Genomic DNA, 18984 nt, shown 5'->3' with positions numbered 1-18984 from the left:
AGATAACATGACCATCGTTCGTATCGAAAACCTGACGAAGAAGTATGCCGGCCGCCGTGGTGTAGAGAACTTAAGTGTGGAAGTTGAAGCGGGTCAGGTTCTCGGCCTGCTGGGCCCGAACGGCAGCGGCAAGACGACCGCCATGAAGGCGATGACGGGCTTAATCAGACCGGATGCCGGAGAAATTTCGCTGTTTGGTCTGAATCCGTTGGAGGAACTGCCTGCCATTTTGGCCCGGACAGGCTGTATGATCGAGACGCCCGGCCTGTATCCCTACTTAACGGCGGAACAGAACTTACTGCTGACCGGCCGCTTCTATCCCAGGTTCGATGCGAAAACGGTGGAGCCGTTGTTGGAACGGGTAGGGCTGCTGCCTTACCGCCGTGATAAAGTCCGGAAATTCTCGATGGGCATGAAGCAGCGTTTGGCCTTGGCGGCCGCACTGCTTCCCCGGCCGGACCTGCTCGTACTGGATGAACCGACAAACGGCATGGATATCGAAGGTGCAGCTTTGTTCCGGGAACTGCTGCTCGAGGAGAGAGCTAGAGGATGCGCGGTGCTGCTGTCCAGCCATCTTGCGCATGAAATGGAGCAGCTCTGCACACATGTGGTTGTGCTGCGGGAAGGTACGCTGCAAGGTGGAATGCCGGTAGCCGAAGTGTTGGAGCGTTACGGCAGTCTCGAACGCTATTACTTAAGAATGACAAATGGAGAAGGGAGAGAGGCGATATGAATAAGCAGCGAAACGGAACGGCCGAATCTTATATGGAGTCGGACGCCGGATCGGGAACAGGGAGCGTCATCGAAACGACTGCCAAGACAAATGCGAAGAAGCCTTATGGGATAGGAAATTCCGCTTCTGATTATGTCGATGCCAATGCTCAGAACAAAAGCGGTACCGAACCTTCTTGGGGAACAATGGTCGCTCGTACGACAGAAGTTGAACTGCGAAAGATTATCGCCCAATTCAAGTATCGAGCCGTTCCGGTACTTGTGGCTCTGCTGCCTCTGATTGTTCTGCTTACGAATCGTTCAGGCGGCGTGATCCGCTTCTCGCCGGAAAATCTGCCGTATACGCTGTTGTCACTTGCGGCTTACGTGCTGCTTCCTCTGACAGCCTGTATGCTTGCGGCTGATCTGTTTGCCGGAGAGCGGGAGCGCGGCGAGCTGAAGATCCCGCTCACTCGTCCGGTAAGCCGTCCCGCATTGGCAGTCGGCAAGATCGCTGCCATACTCATTTATCAGGTAGGTCTTCTGGCTCTGCTGCTGGTACTGTCGCTTGCGGCGGCGCTGCTGTCGGGTGCCGGGCTTGGCGATCTGAGCCTGCTTACCGTGCTTGGCGCTTATGCGGTAACGCTGCTGCCGGCTGCCGCCATCAGTGCGGCTGCCGCTTTCGCTTCGACACTTGCCCGAAGCGCGACTTCCGGCTTCCTGTTGGGTGTTCTGCTTCTGCTGGTACTGAATGGAGCCGGTCTGCTGTTTCCGGCAGCGGCGCCGATGCTGCTGACCGAGTATACAGTGCTGTATAAGACGGTGATCGGATCGGAAATTGCTTACGCTCAGTTGGCAATGGGCGTCGGCATTCTGCTCGGCTGTGGAACCGTGCTGACAACAGCCCAGATTCTGCTGTTCGATCGCAGAGAAATCTGACTGGTTATGCCGATTCGGATATGAACTCGGTTTTGAATGTGAATGCGGCTTTGGGCTGTACGAAAAAACGTTCCATTCGGCGATGCCGGCGGAACGTTTTTTGTATGGAACCCTTGAATCCTAATAAGATTTGATTAATAAAATCCGATCAATAAGATTCAATGTAAAGCCCAATAAGTGCTTATATGCAATTATTTTCTGCAAAAGCTCGCTAAATCGTACAATAAGTGCACAGGTGCAACTATTTAACATGAAAGTACCGTTAAAAACAGAAAAACGCTGAAATAAGTGTATGGGAGCACTTATTTCAGCGAAAGTTAAAAATTTGAGAAAAATAAGTGTAAGGGCGCACTTATTTTTCTTTTGTTCTTCTTCCACCTTCAATAAACTCTTTCGGATCTAGCTGAAATAGGTTTATGTATAGGCTCTAAATCTCTAAATCTCTGAATAACTGAATAACTGAGCAGCCCGATAATTAGCCTGCAGATTGCAGATTGCAGATTGCAGATTGCAGATTGCAGATTGCAGATTGTTCACTGTGCACTGCTCACTGTTCACAGTCGATCCATCCTTTAAATGCTTGTTTAGCTGCTGGAAGCCCTGTCTCTATTCGAATTTCCGAATATGTGGTGAACACAGTGCCGTTAGCAGGATGACAATACCGGCACAGGCAAAGATTGCGATTGTTGGAATACCACCGATTGTATCGGCGAGGTATCCGACAATCAAGTAGCCGACCGGAAGCAGAGCGAATGAGCCGAGCAGATCAAGGCTTGCGACCCGGCCGAAGCTTTCGGCAGGAACCAGCTCTTGCAGACTGATCTCCCAGATAATCATGAACATCATCATGCCGAAGCCTTCAAGCATCATAGCCATAACCAGTCCTGGTACCCAGTTAATTACCGATAGCAGCAGGAGGGCAACTCCGCCCAGCAGCGCGCCGCCGTAGGCGACAAGACCGCGGCGTTTCCAGCTGCGTTTTGATCCGAACAGGAGTGCAGCCGCGATGGCACCGACCGCCGTACCCGCCATGGCGATGCCGTAGACAGATGGCGATAAACCGTGATGAACTTTGAACAACCAAGGCACCATGACGGCGACGATGCCGGTATAGCAAATATTCAGCAGGGAGAAGGCGATGATTGTAATCCACAGCCAAGGCAGTCCCCGGAGCACATGAACGCCTTCCATAATCTCGGCGGCAAAGCCTGTACGGACCGAAGATGCGCCAGCATCGTTGAGCGAAGCACCAGCAGAGGCACCGCCAGCAGAAGCACCGCCAGAAGCACCAGCAGAAGCGTCGGCAGAAGTTCTGGAGGAACTGTCGATGGAACTGCTGTGGTCTGCGCCAGGTCTATGGTTGATTACGGAGTCTTCGGTCATCATCGTTCCTGCCATCGGTTCGATCGACGTCTTAGCGGCACTGTCCGCGCCGATCAGCGCTGCCGCTTCACCAGTAATCGCAGCGCCGTCAAGAGTCGGGGAGCCAGCTTGACGATGTCTTCGTTGAGCGGCAAGAACTCGTCCCAGCATCATAAAGCAGCACAGCGAAAGAAGATATGTAATGGAATCAAGTGCAAAACCGGCTCCCGGAGAAGCGGCAGTGACCAGCATACCGCCGAGAGCCGGACCGAGCAGCCGAACGCCCTGAATACTGAGCTGACTCAGCGCGTTGGCGGCATTGCGAATGTCCGGCGTGAAAATTTCGGCGCGCAGAGCAGAATAAGCGGGATTGAACACACCTTCCATCATCCCGTAAAACACCAGACCAACATACAACCGCTCAAGTGTAATGCTCCCGTTGAAAATAGAAATGGCGGCCAGCAGCATAATGAACAATCGTACTCCGTTGCTGAGCATCACAAGTTTCAATCGGTCGGTCTTATCCACAATCCACCCGGCAAAAGGCAGAGCGAGAATGTTCGGCAGCATATAGCAGGTCATAGCCAGTCCAAGCGCCGTCGACGAATCTGTAAGGGAATAGACGACAAGCGGCAGAATCAGTACGGACACCGAACTGCCGAGCATAGCAATCCATTGACCGAGCCAGAGATAGGTAAAAGCTTTCGATTTTCGGATCGGAGACAGAAAGACGGACAGCCGGGACTCGATCGAATTTTCGACTGCCGGATTTTTATCAATATCGGATAGCATGCTCAGCCGCCCTCTCTTTCATCGATTCGTCCAAGACGAACGGTGACGCCGTATTCCTGCCCGCCTACCGTATTGCGTTCCCATTTATCAAACAAGGATTTTAGCTCCTCGGAAAACTGCACGGCTTCCTCCTCGGACAGGTCGAGGCGAGTGGCATGATACTCGGAAAAAGAACCGCCTCCCGTCCAAGCCTCATCGTCTTTTTCCCAAGCTTCACCCTCGGCAGATCCGGGGAAATGAAACTGCGATGCTGTAGCAAAATAATACTTCTCTACGATGCCGGCAACGTTACGGGTATCCGTCAATTCAAGCAGTCCGCCTTCGTACAGCCGCTGAATATGATAATGGACGTTTCCCGGCGTTTTGCGCAGCAGATCGGCAACCTGCTTCGACGTCATCGCTTCCTTGGACAGTGCGTGCATAATCTTGATACGCAGGGCGCTCTGCAGGAGCTTATTCTGTTTTTCATTGATAATCAGAACTTTGTTGCTAGGTTCCTGACCTGAAGTCATAACTGTTCCCCCCGCTTCTGTTTAAATTTTGAGAAATGATCTATAAACAAATCAATCTGGATTCAAATCAATCTGGAATCAAAACGATCTGGATTCCAGATTGATGAAATGAATGGTATCATCATTTTTGAAAAAAGTAAACCGAATGAGTTCTGAAATGTACACTTACCTTGAGTATCTGAATTTGTGGAAAGAAAAAACCTTTCCCGGAGGAAAGGCAGAGTGACAGTAATATAACGTACAACCGAGAACGGATCAAGCAAGCTTGAACGCCTCTCGTTATCTTATGAGAGCGTATCAAGCAGGATTGCGGTCAGCAGTCCCATGGAAGCGATGAAGCCGACAAGCGGTCCGCCTTCTTCGAATGCTTCGGGCATCATAGTGGAGCAGAGCATCGCGATAATGCCTCCGCCGGCAAAAGCGCCGATCGCCGCTTTCATTTCGAGGGGCAGCTGCTCGAGGAACAGATAACCGCCCATCGAAGCGAGAGCCGAGACCAGCAGGACGGAACCCCACATCACGAAAATTTTACCGCGCGAGTAATTGTTTTTCTGCAATCCGACTGTGCTCGATAATCCTTCCGGAATGTTGCTGACGAAGATTGATACAACAAGAACTACGCTGACCCCCTTGCCGGCAAGTAAGCTTGCTCCCAGCATGATCGACTCCGGAATAGCGTCCATTACGGTTCCGGCAAAAATGCCGAGGCCGCTTTGGTCCGCTTCGCCAGCTGCCTGCGAGCCTGAAGTGTCTTTGCCCGAGCGCTTACGGTTTGATCCGCCGCGCCGGGAGATCAGTAGGTCGAAGACGGTATAAACGAGTGAGCCGGCGGCAAAGCCGATCGCGGTCGCCATTAGTCCGCCGTCTTCCAGAGCGTCGCCGAGCAATTCAAAAGCCGCCGCTCCGATCAGTGTACCGACGCCAAAAGCCATGATCCAGCCGATGTACCTTTTCTTAATATTCAAAAACAAAGCCGCTAATGCGCCTAATACTACGGCGGAAGCGGAGATTGCGCCCCACATCAAGGCATTCCACATAATCTTTCCTCCTCGACCAATTTTCCTCCTTGACCAATTTTCCTTTTTTGGCGCTGTGTCTAAATTTACACAATGGGTCTTCCTGAACGTTCATTAACCCGTCAGCTTTAAGAGCAAACGTATCGGTTTCTTTCGTAATTTTTGTTATTGAATGGTATAATTTAGGTCTGTATTACCATGGTAGACAGATTAACTGTTCGTCAGTTTCATTTTATAAATAAAGGAGAAATCATCATGAGTATCCAACCAGAATTTCCTTCCGACATCCCGACTCCATCTTCGTTGACATTGGGACAATGCTTAAATATGCTGCACAAAGACTTGGTTCTCGTCGATATGTCACGTCCAGGCAAGCCGACTCATCCCGTATCGAAATGGAAAAAGCTGCTGCCGCTCGAGACTCCGGGCTATGAGCTGCGTACGATGAGCTTCAACCACGGTCGCACGCAAAAAAAATCGATCGTTCAGGTCGATGGCCCTGGAGTTTGGCATGAATGGTAAGTGCGTGAGGAATGCAAACGGGTAATAAGCCTTGCAGGACTTTTTATAAGATTTGTCAATTGAAAAGACTTTCCATTTGCAGATCACCGAATGCTGATTTCAGGAAATGCCATTTCGATAAACAGGGAGGCTGACACAATGAGACAGGATATTGGTGAGCATGGAGATTACTATATTGTTCGCGCGTCTAACGCTCCAGCACCGTCAAGTATGCAGCAGGCTTCTGAGCCGGAAATTCAGCCGGAGGAGCCGCCGGGCTTCGTTCCGGGAACTTCTCCGGAAATAACGCCGAACGAGCCACCGGGCGTAGAGCCCACCAGAGAACCGGAGATCATTCCTGCTGAGCCGCCGGGCGTACAACCTGGTCAAACGCCGGAATTTGATCCTGATGATATGCCCGGTGTTCAGCCGAATCGGCCTGAAGTCACACCGGGTGAAATTCCCGGTGTCCAGCCCGGACATATGCCCGAGATCCAGCCAATGAATCCACCGGACATTCAGCCGGGTCATATGCCCGAGATCCAACCGGTGAATCCGCCGGATGTACAGCCTAGTCAGCCGCGGGAGTTTTAGTTCGAATAGATCGTTTGTCAGTAGATCGTTTGTCAGTAGATCGTTTATCAAACTTGACATGTTTAAACCCTCTCTGCCTTTATTGGCGGAGAGGGTTTTTGATGTGTAAGGAGCGAGGAGAAATGCTTTGCCCTTGTTCTGTTTCTCTTTTTGTATTTAATGCAGTAGATCGGCCTTAACGTAAAAAACTTTACCGCTTTGCATGTCGATTGCATTCAGTTGGCCGCCGAACGCTGCACCGCCATCAATCCCGATAATCCGGTTGGCTCCGTAATAGATGCCGTCATTATCGGGATCACGGTGCAGGCTCCGGGTTGGGGTATGCCCGAATACGACCGTCTTGGTGCCGTCGTAACCCCGATGGAATTCCTCGCGAATCCAGAGAAGTTCCATCGGATCGGATTGGGCAGCGGTCCGGCCGGGTTGGATGCCGGCGTGGACATACAGGCAATCATCCGTTTCATAATAACGATCTAAGCTGCGAACGAAGTCCAGGTGTCGTTCCAGCGCTGCGGATTTCAATGCCGGACGCTTATAGGCTTCGCCCGTTTCAATACGCAGTTCATGATCGGAGAAGCCATAGCTTTGGAGCGTGGCACAGCCCCCATTGCGGACGACCCAGCGTTTCCAATCCTCTTCGCCCCCGCTTACTAGAGCACGAAGCATCAGATCTTCATGATTGCCCATTAGCGCAATGGCACCTTTGGCACGAAGTTCGATTACTCGCTCCAGCGTCTGCATGGATTTGGGTCCCCGATCGACGTAATCTCCAAGCAGAACGAGCTGGTCGGATACCGGATCATATTCGATATGATCCAACAGGCGATCCAGCAAATCGAGTTCGCCATGAATGTCGCTGATCGCCAGTGTTCTTTTTGGCATACTATGCAGCCTCGCTTTCGTTGTTGATCCAAACAAGTGCCTGCAATGGCAGTGGCAAAGCCATACAACGATCTTTGCAGTCTTTTTATTTTAATTGCCGTATACTGCAGCAGCAATAATAAAAATTCAAAACAGAAATAAAAGTCTTGCATATTAGATTAACTTGAGTAAACTAATGAATAAGAGTTAAGTTAATTTTTCGATGTGGAAAGGAAGAGCAAGGTTGGAGAAAAGTTCTTACTCGCTGCGAGAGGTCAAAAAAGCAAGAACGAAGATTGCTCTCTATGAAGCGGGACTGTCATTGATGAAGGAACGCAAATTTAGCGAAATTATGGTGGATGAAATTTGCCGGAAAGCGGAAGTTTCGAAAGTAACATTTTTCAAGTGTTTTCCGCAAAAGGAGGCGCTGCTGGTCTATTTTATGCGTGTTTGGCTGACTAATCGCATATTGGAAATTGACGAGGCCGGTAAGAGAGGGTTTAACGGAATCCGTCATCTGCTGAACAGCGTGGCGGAATGGAACGAGATCGTGCCTGGCGTTATGCCGAGTCTGATTGCTTTTTTGGCAGAGAAAGACATGCATCCGCTCATGCCGGAGCTCAGTGAAGCTGAGGTTCATCTGCTGTTTTCCGGAAATGAAGAACAGGGAAGCGAGACGCCTGTACTGCCTTTTTTATTTCACCGCTGTATGAAGGAAGCGGAGCAGGACGGAACGCTTGATCCAAGTCTTGCGGTAGATGACGCCGTCAAGCTGTTGTCGACCGTATTTTACGGAGCTTTTTTGACAGCAAGATTATACGCTTCCCGCGATATCCAAGGTTTCTATGAACTGCATCTGAGTCGCTTGGAAAAAGACTGAACTGCAGCATATGCGGAAACTGCCAATCGACTTCAGACTTTATCTCTAACGCTGGGCCGCTTTATTGAGAACCAAACTGGGCTTGAACGTCGAAGCAGCTCCTTTTTCAAAAAACGATGAGTTTGCGTACCGATCCTACAGTATTTCTTCAAATTTGAAGACATGTTTCGAGGAGGCGACAAGAATGGGGAAAGTAATACCAGGTCGTATGGCGGCGGAGATTGAAGGTCCATTTGTCGTATTTATTATTGGGGTTCGTATCAATAAGTGGTTGGCGGTGCGCCAATGGCTGCCGGTTCTTCAGGCTATGGGTCCTATGCTTAAGGAGCTGTACGCAAATAAGGAGTTGGGTTTTCTCGATGCGATGTATTTTATGTCGGGAAGAGGAGTCTCGATCGTACAGTACTGGCGCTCGTATGATCAGCTGGAGCAGTATGCACGGGGCGGGGCAAACCATCTGAAAGCCTGGAAAGATTTCAATCGCAAGGCAAGAGCCGGCGAAGCGGTCGGAATTTATCACGAGACCTACTTGGTAGAGAGCGGAGCTTGCGAGTCGATTTATGTCAATATGCCGGCGATGGGACTTGGACTTGCCGGCAGTCTGCATCCGGTTGGTGCAGGACGCGAAACGTCGCGCGAGCGGGCAGGGCTTGGCAGTGCAGCAGGCGGCAGAACAGAAGCAGGCAGAGCTGCAGAAGAATAAGCGATCCCTGTTCCCTAATTACAAACTGTCTACTTCAATTTGAAAGAAAAAGGAGCGGAAAACTTTCCGCTCCTTTTTGCTTTGTTCTTAGCGCTGCCTGATTCAACTTCGCGCTCCCTTCTTTATGGTTTATCAAAAAGATTGAAATCAAGCTTACGTTCCTTCAAAAAGAAGGAATCGATATTGTTATATTTTCGTTTTGCTATTGACTATGGAAAATAAAAACTGTGGACAACCCGATGTCGATTCGCTAACATGAGGAAATAAAAATCCGAATTATAGAAATCGAGTGAAGAGAGGTTGGCGTATGAAAGGTTTAGACAAAAAGGCGGGAAGCAGTGGTGAAAGACCCGGTGAAGGAGGAGTCGGCTTTTCCAAAGGCGGATTCATCTTGGCGGCGATCGGCAGTTCTGTCGGGCTCGGCAACATGTGGAAATTCCCTTATATTACAGGAGCGCACGGCGGGGCGGCCTTTTTCCTGCTGTTTATTCTCTGTCTGGTCATTGTTGGTCTTCCGATCCTGCTGGCGGAAATGACGATCGGGCGCGGAGGACGCGGCAATGCTTCCGCATCGCTCTTCAATCTCACAAACAAAAAGCATTGGAAATGGTTCGGTCTGATCTCGATCATTACGGCATTCCTGATTATGTCGTACTACAGCGTAGTAGCAGGCTGGACAGTACATTATATGATTCAGTCGTTCGCTGGAGCCCTGTCGGATTCTGGAACGGATTATGCGGCGGCGTTTCTCGGATTCGCGGGCGGCTATATGCCGGTATTCTGGAGTGCGGTCATCATGACGATCACTGGGTTCGTTATCGCGAGAGGCGTATCCAGCGGTATTGAGAAATTCAACAAGATATTGATTCCCGGCTTCATGATCATTCTGCTGATTCTAATGGTCCGTGCGCTGACTCTGCCTGGCGCGATGGAAGGCGTGGAATTTTTCTTGAGACCAGATTTCTCCAAATTGAGTGAGGAATCGGTATTGATTGCGCTTGGACACGCGTTCTTCTCGTTGTCTCTGGGTATGGGCTGTATGCTGACTTATGGTTCTTATGTACAGAAGAGTCAGTCGCTCGGCAAGGCGGCGCTGGCGATCGGATTCGGTGACCTGCTGTACGCTTTTGTCGCGGGTCTGGTCATCTTCCCGACCGTATTCGCGTTTGGTATGGAGCCGGCAAGCGGTGTCGGTCTTGCGTTTATTGCGCTTCCGGCCGCTTTTGCACAAATGCCGCTGGGCTTCCTGTTCGGCGGATTGTTCTTCCTGCTGCTCGCCATTGCGGCGCTGACCTCTGCCGTATCGATTCTCGAAGTGCCGGTTGCCTATGCAAGAGAGCAGTGGAACTGGAGCCGGAAAAAGACAGCAATCATTATGGCGTCACTCGCTTTCCTGCTCGGCGTGCCGTCGGCGCTGTCGGTGGAAGGAACGAGCGGCCCGCTGAGCAGCTTCTACCTGTTCGGCAAAACAATTTTCGACCTGTTCGATTTTTCGACTTCATATATCCTGATGCCGATCGGCGGCTTGATTATTACGCTGTTCACGGGATATGCCTGGAAGCGTGCCGGTGAAGAAGCAGGTCTTACGGGAGGGCTCTATCGGGCTTGGATGTTCCTGCTGCGTTATGTGTGTCCGCTGCTGATCATCCTGATCTTCCTTCATTCGATCGGACTGCTCGATTTCAAATGATTGCAGCCAACTTTAAGGCGTTCCGCGTATGCGGAGCGCCTTTTTTCGTATGAGCAAGAGAGATCAAGCAGGAAAGTCCGATTTTTATAAAAAAGATGCGGTTTCGTATAAAGACCCCCTATTGAAAGCGGTGTTATGCTGAGTTCGACAAAAAAACAAGGTAGCGCGAATAACTTGAAAGCGCTATCTATAACGGAAGACGGGGAGGACTCGGAATGAAAAGATATGCGGCGCTTCTGCTGGCCATCCTGTTAATGCTCGCCGTGACGGGCTGTAATCTTGCAGAGAGCAGCGCAGGGAGCGCGGAGAAGGGATATGTCGGGCTGGCTATGCCGACCAAATCGTCGGAACGCTGGGTAGCGGATGGTCAAAATATGGCGCGTTTGTTCCAGGAAAAAGGCTATAAGACAGATCTTCAATATGCGGAAGACGTAGTGGAAAATCAGATTTCGCAGATCGAGAACATGATTACGAAAGGTGTCGACGTTATCGTGATTGCAGCGGTAGACGGCAACACGCTGACCGATGTCATCGGCAAAGCCCATGACCGTGGGATTGAAGTCATTGCTTATGACCGACTGATTCGCAACACGCCTCATACCGGTTATTACGCAACATTCGATAACTTTAAGGTTGGCGTACTGCAGGCTTCTTATATCGAGCAGGCGCTTGGTCTTAAAGAAGGCAAAGGTCCGTTCAACATTGAGCTGTTCGGCGGCTCGCCGGACGATAACAACGCCTATTTCTTCTATGACGGGGCTATGTCGGTTCTGCAGCCGTATATCGACTCCGGCGATCTGGTCGTGCGAAGCAATCAGACGACGATGGCGCAGATCGCAACACTGCGCTGGGATGGAGCACTTGCACAATCGCGAATGGATAATCTGCTAAGTGCTTATTACTCCAGTGAGAATCTTGACGCTGTTCTGTCGCCGTATGACGGTATCAGTATCGGAATCTTGTCCTCGCTCAAAGGGATCGGGTACGGTTCGTCTACCAGACCGCTTCCGGTCATTACGGGTCAGGACGCGGAACTCGCTTCGATCAAGTCGATTGTAGCCGGTGAACAGACACAAACCGTGTTCAAAGATACCCGCAAGCTGGCCGAACAGACTGTTTCGATGGTTGAAAGCGTACTAAGGGGCGAAGAAGCCGAAGTCAACGATACGGAATCTTATGATAACGGCATCAAAGTCGTTCCGGCTTATCTGCTTGATCCTGTCTCGGTCGACAAAAACAATGTACAGCAGGAAATCGTAGATCAGGGTTACTACACAAAAGACGAAATCGGTCTTAAATAAAACGGCGAAGGGAGAGGAGAGTCATGTCGGAATACCTTTTAGAAATGCGGGGAATCGTCAAGACGTTTCCCGGCGTCAAAGCGCTGAACAACGTGAACATCAAGGTGCGCCGGGGCGAGATCCATTCCCTCTGCGGAGAGAACGGTGCGGGCAAGTCGACGCTGATGAAAGTATTGAGCGGCGTCTATCCGTTCGGCAGCTATGAAGGCGATATTTTGTTCGATGGACAGACCTGCCAATTTCGGGATATCAAAGAAAGCGAGCAAAAAGGGATCGTTATTATTCACCAGGAATTGGCGCTGATCCCGGAGCTGTCGATCGCGGAAAATATTTTTCTTGGTAATGAGAGAGCCCGCAAAGGCGTAATCGATTGGAACGAAACGATCGTCAAGACGAATGAACTGCTGAAAAAAGTCGGACTGAGCGAAAATCCGAATACGCGGGTGACCAATATCGGCGTCGGCAAGCAGCAGTTGGTCGAAATTGCGAAAGCGCTCTCCAAAAAAGTAAAGCTGCTCATTTTGGACGAACCGACCGCGGCGTTGAATGAAAACGACAGCGAGAACCTGCTGCAGCTGATGCTGGAATTCAAACGCCAGGGCATTACCTGCATCCTGATTTCCCACAAGCTGAATGAAGTGTCGAAAGTCTCGGATTCGATTACGATTTTGCGGGACGGTCAGACGATCGAGACGCTGGATATGCATCGCGACGAAGTGACGGAAGACCGAATCATTAGCGGCATGGTAGGACGTGATATGACCCATCGCTTCCCGGAGCGGCATCCGCAGATCGGCGACGTTGCGCTTGAAGTGCGGGATTGGACCGTCTATCACGAACATCACGCAGATCGCAAAGTGCTCGATGGGATCAATATCAATCTTCGGCATGGGGAAATCGTAGGCATTGCCGGATTGATGGGGGCGGGCCGCACAGAGCTTGCCATGAGCATTTTCGGCAAAGCTTACGGACGGAATATTAGCGGCACCCTGATCAAGGACGGCAAGGAAATTCGCAACAATACGATCAGTCAGGCGATCGACAACGGATTTGCTTATGTGACAGAGGATCGCAAAGAGTACGGACTGATTCTGATGGACGATATCAAGCGCAATATTTCGCTGACCGGCATCGGAAAGATTACCAAGCGGGCGGTCGTAAACGAACATGAAGAAGTGCTTGTAGCGGAAGATATGCGCAAACGGATGAATATCAAATCCCCAAGCATTCTGCAGCAGACAGGCAACCTAAGCGGGGGCAATCAGCAGAAAGTTGTACTCGGCAAATGGATTTTTTCGGAGCCGGACATTCTGATTCTCGATGAACCAACGCGCGGAATCGACGTGGGAGCCAAGTACGAGATCTATACAATCATTCATCAGCTGGCTGCGCAGGGCAAGGCGATTCTCGTGATCTCTTCGGAACTGCCGGAAGTCATCGGACTGAGCGATCGCATCTACGTGATGAACGCTGGACAAATCACGGGAGAAGTAAACCGTGAGCAGGCTTCCCAAGAGACGCTGATGAAATACATGACCAAAACTGGAGGGGTTAAGGATGGAAGCGATAAGCAAACTGTTTAAAAGCAATGTCCGGCAGTACGGCATGATCATCGCTCTTATAGCGATCATGATTCTGTTTACTGTATTGACGGGCGGATTGCTGGTCAAACCAATTAATATTACGAATCTTATTTTGCAGAACAGTTATATTCTCGTCCTGGCAATCGGAATGGTGCTGGTTATCATTACCGGTCATATCGATCTGTCAGTCGGCTCAATCGCTGCGTTTGTCGGCGCGATTTCCGCGGTTATGATGGTTGACTGGGGTCTGCCGGCTTGGATCGCGGTTATTGCTTCCCTGGTTGTCGGAGGTCTGATCGGTGCTTGGCAGGGCTTCTGGATTGCCTACGTAAAGATTCCGGCGTTTATTGTTACCCTTGCAGGCATGCTGCTGTTCCGGGGATTGACCATGATCGTACTGGAAGGGCAGTCCATCTCTCCATTCCCTGGAGGATTCACTCAGATCAGTGCCGGATTTGTACCGGATCTGGCCAACACAGCTACGAATATGATCGCCATTCTGGCAGGTATCGCATTTACTGTGCTGTACGTACTTAACGAGCTGCGCGGACGCCGCGAACAGCTCAAATACAACTTTGAAGTGACTTCTTCTACATTATTCGTACTTAAGCTGGTATTGGTTGCGGTTATTTTGAACCTGTTCACCTTCATGCTGGCCAGTTATGCAGGTATTCCGAACATTCTTGTTCTGCTGCTCGTACTGATTCTCGCGTACTCTTTCGTCATGAACAAAACGATTATGGGCCGTCACATTTATGCATTGGGCGGCAATGAGAAGGCAGCTGGATTGTCCGGCGTCAAAACGAAAAAAGTTACGTTCTGGGTATTCGTCAACATGGGCGTGCTTGCAGCGGTCAGCGGCCTGATCTTCGCGGCTCGTCTGAATGCGGCAACGCCTAGAGCCGGTACCAACTTTGAACTTGATGCTATCGCAGCCTGCTTCATCGGCGGAGCTTCCGCTGCCGGCGGCATCGGTACCGTATTCGGCGCCATTATCGGCGGTCTTGTTATGGGTGTGCTCAACAACGGGATGTCGCTGATCGGTCTCGGTATCGACTGGCAGCAGGGAATCAAAGGTCTTGTCCTGCTGCTCGCTGTAGCCTTCGATATCTACAACAAAAACAAGAGATCCGCATAATTACCGAATGTTTCATCAAGAAAGCCGTATCCGTCGCATGATCCAACTATGCGGAAGGGTACGGCTTTCTTTGCGCCTGCTGCTCTCCGCTCTTTTTTTCTCTGCGTGTTTTTTGTACATTTAGAGGGGGAATAAGCGGAAGCGCGATTGAGAAGGCGGCGTTTGCTGCCCATGTTACTGTTTCATTGTCACCGCTCTAAGGAGGAAAGCAGTTGTGAAAAAAATAATTTTGCTCTATGTCCTGCTGATCGGCGCTTTTCTCGTCTATGCCGTTCAGCATTACCAGACCGGAGCGAACGAAGAAGACCCTTTCCATTCGGAACGTCTTCGCGGTGAGCTCGGTGAGAATTATGTGATGGTTACCTTTTTATCAGGGATCGAATATTGGAAAAGCTGCTTGAAAGGATTTGAAGATGCGGCGGAAACGTTGAACGTCTCAATCGAATATCGGGGAGCAACCCGTTACGACACAAGAGAGCAGATTACCGTATTGGAACAAATCATTGCTAAAAAGCCGGCAGGCATCGCGATTTCCGCGATCGATCCCGCTTCGTTGGCAGGAACGATCGACAAAGCGGTAGACGCAGGTATTCCCGTCGTACTGTTTGATTCCGACGCTCCGGGAAGCCGCGCTTATTCGTTTCTCGGAACAGACAACTACGAAGCGGGAGCCGCAGCGGCCAGGAAAATGGGGCAGCTTGTAGGCGGGAAAGGCAAAGTTGCCGTTATCACTTTGTATTCTCAGCAGAACCACGAAGAGCGCACCCGGGGGTTTCAGGAAACAATTGATCGGGCCTACCCCGATATGCAGGTTGTAGCTGTAGAAGATGACAAAGGCGATGCCATGGTAGCCAAAGATCTGACCCGCTCTCTGCTGGAAAAAGAACCGGATCTTGCCGGAGTATTCGTAACGGAAGCGGTTGGCGGAGCAGGGGCAGCGGAAGCCGCCAAGGAGCTGGGCAGAACCGAACAGCTGCATGTCGTTGCTTTCGATACGAACAAAGATACGCTCGACAGAATCAAGGAGGGGAATATCTCGGCCTCGATTGCCCAGGGAACATGGAATATGGGATACTGGTCGCTTCAATATCTCTTCCATCTGCATCATGATCTGACTATTCCGTCGCCTGCCGCTTCAGGAGTCGTGTCGCCTGTTCCAGTAGAGGTTGATACGGGGATCTCGATTGTAACACCGGAAAATGTGGATGATTATTATGCGAAATGAAACTTCGGAATCAGAAGTTCGGACAAATCAAACTAATCAAACAAATCAAACAAATCGAATAAAGAAGCTTTCCAACCGTTTTCGTCTGAACCGTCTGCAGCTTCGTTATCAATTAATGATTTTGTTTCTGCTGGTCAGTCTGCTTCCGTCGATCGGACTTGGTTATTTGGTCAACTGGACAGTAAGCCGCGTGCTTGAGCAGCAGGCTGTCGACCATACGATCCAACTGATCGGCAAGGTCAATCAAGCGTTGGATAATGACATGGAAAATTTGCAGAATACGACTTACCTAATCGGTTTCGACAATCGGGTCCGATCGCTCATGACCGGCAGCGGGACACTGTCGGATCAGGAATCGTATGAGATTAAGCAGTACCTTCAAGATTTCACGACGCTGTATCCTGAAATTGCTGGGATTCTGGTAGTCGGAGCGAACGGACAATATGTCAGCAACGAGATGTATGCGAACGAAACGGCCGATCTGACACATGAAGCTTGGTATGAGGCTGCTGTCGACAATGAAGGTCTGTTTACTATTCTGGGACAGCCATCCGGTCGGCAGTTGACGTCCCATGTTCATTATCAGGATGACGAAGTGGTAACGGTTGTCCGCGCCGTAATGGATCCGAATAACGGCCGTGCGATTGGAGTTGTGCTGATCGATCTCAAGCTGTGGACCATTTCGAAATCGGCGCGTGACGTCAAGCTGGGCCGCACAGGTTATCTGATGGTATTGGACCGGGACGGGCGAGAAATTTATGTGCCGGATGAGCCTTACACACGCAAACTGCCTGCCGAATGGTTTGACAACGAAGAATCGGGGGCAGTCACACGTAAGGTCGACGGCCGCGAGCTTCAGCTGATCTATGCGGCTTCGCCGTTTACAGGCTGGAAGACGGTAGGTGTGTTTCTGACTCACGAATCGGTATTCGAAGCTCGGCAGATTCATTTTTACGTGATCTGCTTCCTCTTTCTCGTCTGTCTATCCGCCCTCACGGCTTCTCTTCTGCTGTCGCGTTCCATCTCCAATCCGATCGCCCAATTGATGGCCTTCATGCGGCAGACGGAATCGGGCGATCTATCCGTGCGATACGAAGGCAGCCGAAGTGACGAGATCGGGATGCTGGGGCGAAGCTTTAATCGAATGTTGGTCGAGATTCGTCACCTGATTCGTCTGAATGAACGTAAAGAGCGGCAGAAGCGGGAAGCCGAGCTGAGAAGTCTGCAGGACAACATCAAGCCGCATTTTTTGTACAATACATTGGATACGATTCACTGGATGGCCCGCAAAAAAGGAGCGGATGAGGTCTCGGAGATGGTGGAGTCTTTGTCGAAGCTGTTCCGTATCGGCCTCAGTAAAGGAGGAGACATTATTCCGCTGACGGACGAGATCGAACATATCCGCAGCTATGTGCGAATCCAGAAAACCCGTTATCAGGGACGCTTAACAGTCGACATGCGAATCGATGCGGAAGCCGCCGAATTCCATGTGTTGAAGCTGCTGCTGCAGCCGCTTGTGGAGAACGCCATCTATCACGGGATCAAGGCGCGGAGAGGTCCGGGAACGATCACGATTGACGTGGCTGTAAGAGAAGATTGTCTGGTGCTCAGCGTAATCGACAATGGCGCAGGTATGGACGAAAAACGTCTGGCCGAGCTGCGCAGGAAATTGGAAAACCCGCTGGACGCGATCGAACGCCAGGGAGCCGGGGCAGAAACAAGCGTCAGAAGCTATGGCATGCTGAACGTGCAGGCGAGACTCCGACTTGCTTTTGGGGAGCGATATGGCTTAAAGATCGACAGTATCGAAGGAGAAGGAACGAAAGTCGAAGTGTGCCATCCGCTGCTGACGCAGTATTCCGCTATGGCTGCCAAAGAGGAGGAGAAGAAATGAGAGAGCCGCTGTATAAGGTGCTGATTGCGGATGACGAGCCGATTATCCGGGAAGGTCTTCGGGAATCCGTAAATTGGACAGAGCTCGGCATGGAAGTGGTCGGGGAGGCCGAAGACGGCGAGGAAGCACTGGAACTGGCGCTTGAGCTGGAAATTCAGCTTGCGCTTGTCGATATGAATATGCCGTTTGTCAATGGAATCGAGCTGATGAAGAAGCTGCGGGAACGGCTTCCGGACTGCCGATTTATTATCATTACAGGGCATGATGAATTTGCGTATGCCCAGGAAGGAATTCGGTTGGGCGTAGAGGATTACATTTTGAAGCCCGTGAACTCCGAGCATCTGCATCAAGTATTGGCTAAGGTGAAAGAAAATTTGGACAGTCAGTTTAAGCAGCACGAATACTTGAAGCTGGCTTCCGAACAGATTCAGAAAAATATTCCGCTTCTGAAAGCCCGCTTCGGTCAGGAATGGATCGATGGACTGCTGAGTCCGGAAGAAATCGAAGATCGACTGAAATTTCTGGAGCTCCCGACAGACAATCTGATTCAGCTCTGCGCTGTACGTTGGCCGGAAATCGATGCTGCACAGCCGGGCATCCGGGAAAGCGACCGGCAGCTGTATCTGTTTGCAGTCGAGAACATTGTATCTGAATTGGCAGAGGGCAGACGCAGCATGCTGTTTCGGGATACTTCGGAACTTATTCTGCTGCTGCTGTGGGATGAAGCCGAGGAAGGAATCACATCGCAGATTGAGCGTAATGTGAGGCAGTTTCTCAAAATCGCGGTTAACGCGCATATCGAAAAGATTTCCGAAGGCTGGGGCTGTCTGCCTGACATTTACAAGAAATGCCGGGAATCGATATATCGGGAAACCCAGCTGTCTCCTCTCGTGCGCAGAGCCCGGCAGCATATTCAGGATTACTACAGCGATCCGGATTTGACATTGGAAACGTTCGCCCGCAGCCTGCAGGTTTCGCCTGTCTATCTAAGCCGTGTTTTGAAAAGAGAACTGGGCGATTCGTTCGTGGCGCTGCTGACTCATATGCGAATTCGCAAAGCGATTCAGCTGCTGAACGCGACCGATTTGTCCATTTACGAAATTGCAGAACAGACCGGTTACGACAGTCAGCATTACTTCAGTACCGCATTCAAAAAAGTGATGGGTGTCTCTCCCAACCAGTATCGCAAAGGAGCGGCCTTCTCTGATCGTCCAGCCGGCGTCTAGAAAACGGATCATGGTTGTCGATATGCCGAACGGTGTAATAGAGCTTAGCAGCCGGG

Annotated in this window: 17 protein-coding genes; 13 read left to right on the top strand and 4 right to left on the bottom strand. The window is 50.7% G+C overall.

Annotated features, from left to right (window positions below):
- The first annotated feature begins 7 nt into the window (after positions 1-7).
- Together F456_RS0112170 and F456_RS0112165 are read left to right on the top strand one after the other, a co-directional pair.
- Entirely contained in the window at positions 8-733 is a 726-nt protein-coding gene (locus F456_RS0112170) for an ABC transporter ATP-binding protein (protein ID WP_018977312.1), read from the top strand.
- Complete coding sequence (locus F456_RS0112165; RefSeq protein ID WP_018977311.1) at positions 730-1650, top strand: ABC transporter permease; 921 nt, start codon at positions 730-732, stop codon at positions 1648-1650. The genes F456_RS0112170 and F456_RS0112165 overlap by 4 nt, the downstream gene beginning before the upstream one ends.
- 606 nt (positions 1651-2256) lie before the next feature.
- Here F456_RS0112165 and F456_RS0112155 read toward each other — a convergent pair.
- From F456_RS0112155 to F456_RS0112145, 3 genes are all read right to left on the bottom strand, one after another.
- Positions 2257-3804 carry an MFS transporter gene (locus F456_RS0112155; RefSeq protein WP_018977309.1) on the bottom strand — a complete coding sequence of 516 codons (1548 nt, stop codon included), beginning with the start codon at positions 3802-3804 and terminating at the stop codon, positions 2257-2259.
- 2 nt (positions 3805-3806) lie between these two features.
- Positions 3807-4316, bottom strand: coding sequence for an ArsR/SmtB family transcription factor (locus tag F456_RS0112150; protein ID WP_018977308.1), 510 nt, complete (start codon positions 4314-4316; stop codon positions 3807-3809).
- Positions 4317-4600: 284 nt separating this feature from the next.
- A complete protein-coding gene (locus tag F456_RS0112145) occupies positions 4601-5353 on the bottom strand; it encodes a ZIP family metal transporter (RefSeq protein ID WP_018977307.1) in 753 nt (250 codons plus the stop codon).
- A gap of 234 nt (positions 5354-5587) precedes the next feature.
- On the opposite strand from F456_RS0112145, the gene F456_RS0112140 reads away from it, so the two are divergent.
- Together F456_RS0112140 and F456_RS0112135 are read left to right on the top strand one after the other, a co-directional pair.
- Positions 5588-5854: a hypothetical protein gene (locus F456_RS0112140; protein WP_018977306.1), complete on the top strand. Its 267-nt coding sequence runs from the start codon at positions 5588-5590 to the stop codon at positions 5852-5854.
- 138 nt (positions 5855-5992) lie between these two features.
- Positions 5993-6427, top strand: coding sequence for a hypothetical protein (locus tag F456_RS0112135; RefSeq protein WP_018977305.1), 435 nt, complete (start codon positions 5993-5995; stop codon positions 6425-6427).
- 156 nt (positions 6428-6583) lie between these two features.
- Here F456_RS0112135 and F456_RS0112130 read toward each other — a convergent pair whose 3' ends face one another.
- Entirely contained in the window at positions 6584-7309 is a 726-nt protein-coding gene (locus F456_RS0112130) for a metallophosphoesterase (protein WP_018977304.1), read from the bottom strand.
- 223 nt (positions 7310-7532) lie between these two features.
- On the opposite strand from F456_RS0112130, the gene F456_RS0112125 reads away from it, so the two are divergent.
- The 9 genes from F456_RS0112125 to F456_RS0112085 all read left to right on the top strand — a co-directional run bounded on the left by F456_RS0112125 (position 7533) and on the right by F456_RS0112085 (position 18928).
- On the top strand, positions 7533-8168 hold the full coding sequence (locus F456_RS0112125) for a TetR/AcrR family transcriptional regulator (protein ID WP_018977303.1): 636 nt from the start codon (positions 7533-7535) through the stop codon (positions 8166-8168).
- 184 nt (positions 8169-8352) lie between these two features.
- The gene (locus F456_RS0112120; RefSeq protein WP_018977302.1) at positions 8353-8871 is read left to right on the top strand and encodes a DUF4188 domain-containing protein; all 519 of its coding nucleotides are present in this window, start codon (positions 8353-8355) and stop codon (positions 8869-8871) included.
- A 307-nt stretch (positions 8872-9178) separates the two neighbouring features.
- Entirely contained in the window at positions 9179-10561 is a 1383-nt protein-coding gene (locus F456_RS0112115; RefSeq protein WP_018977301.1) for a sodium-dependent transporter, read from the top strand.
- A 215-nt stretch (positions 10562-10776) separates the two neighbouring features.
- Positions 10777-11862, top strand: coding sequence for a multiple monosaccharide ABC transporter substrate-binding protein (gene chvE, locus F456_RS0112110; protein ID WP_018977300.1), 1086 nt, complete (start codon positions 10777-10779; stop codon positions 11860-11862).
- Positions 11863-11885: 23 nt separating this feature from the next.
- Positions 11886-13445 (top strand): multiple monosaccharide ABC transporter ATP-binding protein, encoded by a 1560-nt coding sequence (gene mmsA, locus F456_RS0112105; RefSeq protein WP_018977299.1) that lies wholly within the window; start codon positions 11886-11888, stop codon positions 13443-13445.
- Positions 13420-14583: a multiple monosaccharide ABC transporter permease gene (gene mmsB / locus F456_RS0112100; protein WP_018977298.1), complete on the top strand. Its 1164-nt coding sequence runs from the start codon at positions 13420-13422 to the stop codon at positions 14581-14583. The genes mmsA and mmsB overlap by 26 nt, the downstream gene beginning before the upstream one ends.
- Before the next feature lie 214 nt (positions 14584-14797).
- Positions 14798-15808: a substrate-binding domain-containing protein gene (locus F456_RS0112095; RefSeq protein ID WP_018977297.1), complete on the top strand. Its 1011-nt coding sequence runs from the start codon at positions 14798-14800 to the stop codon at positions 15806-15808.
- On the top strand, positions 15789-17702 hold the full coding sequence (locus F456_RS0112090; protein WP_018977296.1) for a cache domain-containing sensor histidine kinase: 1914 nt from the start codon (positions 15789-15791) through the stop codon (positions 17700-17702). Before F456_RS0112095 ends, F456_RS0112090 begins: the two co-directional genes overlap by 20 nt.
- Positions 17699-18928: a response regulator gene (locus F456_RS0112085; RefSeq protein ID WP_018977295.1), complete on the top strand. Its 1230-nt coding sequence runs from the start codon at positions 17699-17701 to the stop codon at positions 18926-18928. The genes F456_RS0112090 and F456_RS0112085 overlap by 4 nt, the downstream gene beginning before the upstream one ends.
- Positions 18929-18984: the final 56 nt, after the last annotated feature.

Source organism: Saccharibacillus kuerlensis DSM 22868 (assembly GCF_000378145.1).
Taxonomy (GTDB): Bacteria; Bacillota; Bacilli; order Paenibacillales; family Paenibacillaceae; genus Saccharibacillus; species Saccharibacillus kuerlensis.
Note: the sequence above shows the minus strand (reverse complement) of the source record. Positions and strands in the feature narration are given on the sequence as shown.

Excerpts from the sequence above, each read along its gene's own strand:
- F456_RS0112170 (WP_018977312.1), top strand. The coding sequence starts at position 8 with ATGACCATCGTTCGTATCGAAAACCTGACGAAGAAGTATGCCGGCCGC.
- F456_RS0112165 (WP_018977311.1), top strand. The coding sequence starts at position 730 with ATGAATAAGCAGCGAAACGGAACGGCCGAATCTTATATGGAGTCGGAC.
- F456_RS0112155 (WP_018977309.1), bottom strand. The coding sequence starts at position 3,804 with ATGCTATCCGATATTGATAAAAATCCGGCAGTCGAAAATTCGATCGAG.
- F456_RS0112150 (WP_018977308.1), bottom strand. The coding sequence starts at position 4,316 with ATGACTTCAGGTCAGGAACCTAGCAACAAAGTTCTGATTATCAATGAA.
- F456_RS0112145 (WP_018977307.1), bottom strand. The coding sequence starts at position 5,353 with ATGTGGAATGCCTTGATGTGGGGCGCAATCTCCGCTTCCGCCGTAGTA.
- F456_RS0112140 (WP_018977306.1), top strand. The coding sequence starts at position 5,588 with ATGAGTATCCAACCAGAATTTCCTTCCGACATCCCGACTCCATCTTCG.
- F456_RS0112135 (WP_018977305.1), top strand. The coding sequence starts at position 5,993 with ATGAGACAGGATATTGGTGAGCATGGAGATTACTATATTGTTCGCGCG.
- F456_RS0112130 (WP_018977304.1), bottom strand. The coding sequence starts at position 7,309 with ATGCCAAAAAGAACACTGGCGATCAGCGACATTCATGGCGAACTCGAT.
- F456_RS0112120 (WP_018977302.1), top strand. The coding sequence starts at position 8,353 with ATGGGGAAAGTAATACCAGGTCGTATGGCGGCGGAGATTGAAGGTCCA.
- F456_RS0112115 (WP_018977301.1), top strand. The coding sequence starts at position 9,179 with ATGAAAGGTTTAGACAAAAAGGCGGGAAGCAGTGGTGAAAGACCCGGT.
- chvE (WP_018977300.1), top strand. The coding sequence starts at position 10,777 with ATGAAAAGATATGCGGCGCTTCTGCTGGCCATCCTGTTAATGCTCGCC.
- mmsA (WP_018977299.1), top strand. The coding sequence starts at position 11,886 with ATGTCGGAATACCTTTTAGAAATGCGGGGAATCGTCAAGACGTTTCCC.
- mmsB (WP_018977298.1), top strand. The coding sequence starts at position 13,420 with ATGGAAGCGATAAGCAAACTGTTTAAAAGCAATGTCCGGCAGTACGGC.
- F456_RS0112090 (WP_018977296.1), top strand. The coding sequence starts at position 15,789 with ATGATTATTATGCGAAATGAAACTTCGGAATCAGAAGTTCGGACAAAT.
- F456_RS0112085 (WP_018977295.1), top strand. The coding sequence starts at position 17,699 with ATGAGAGAGCCGCTGTATAAGGTGCTGATTGCGGATGACGAGCCGATT.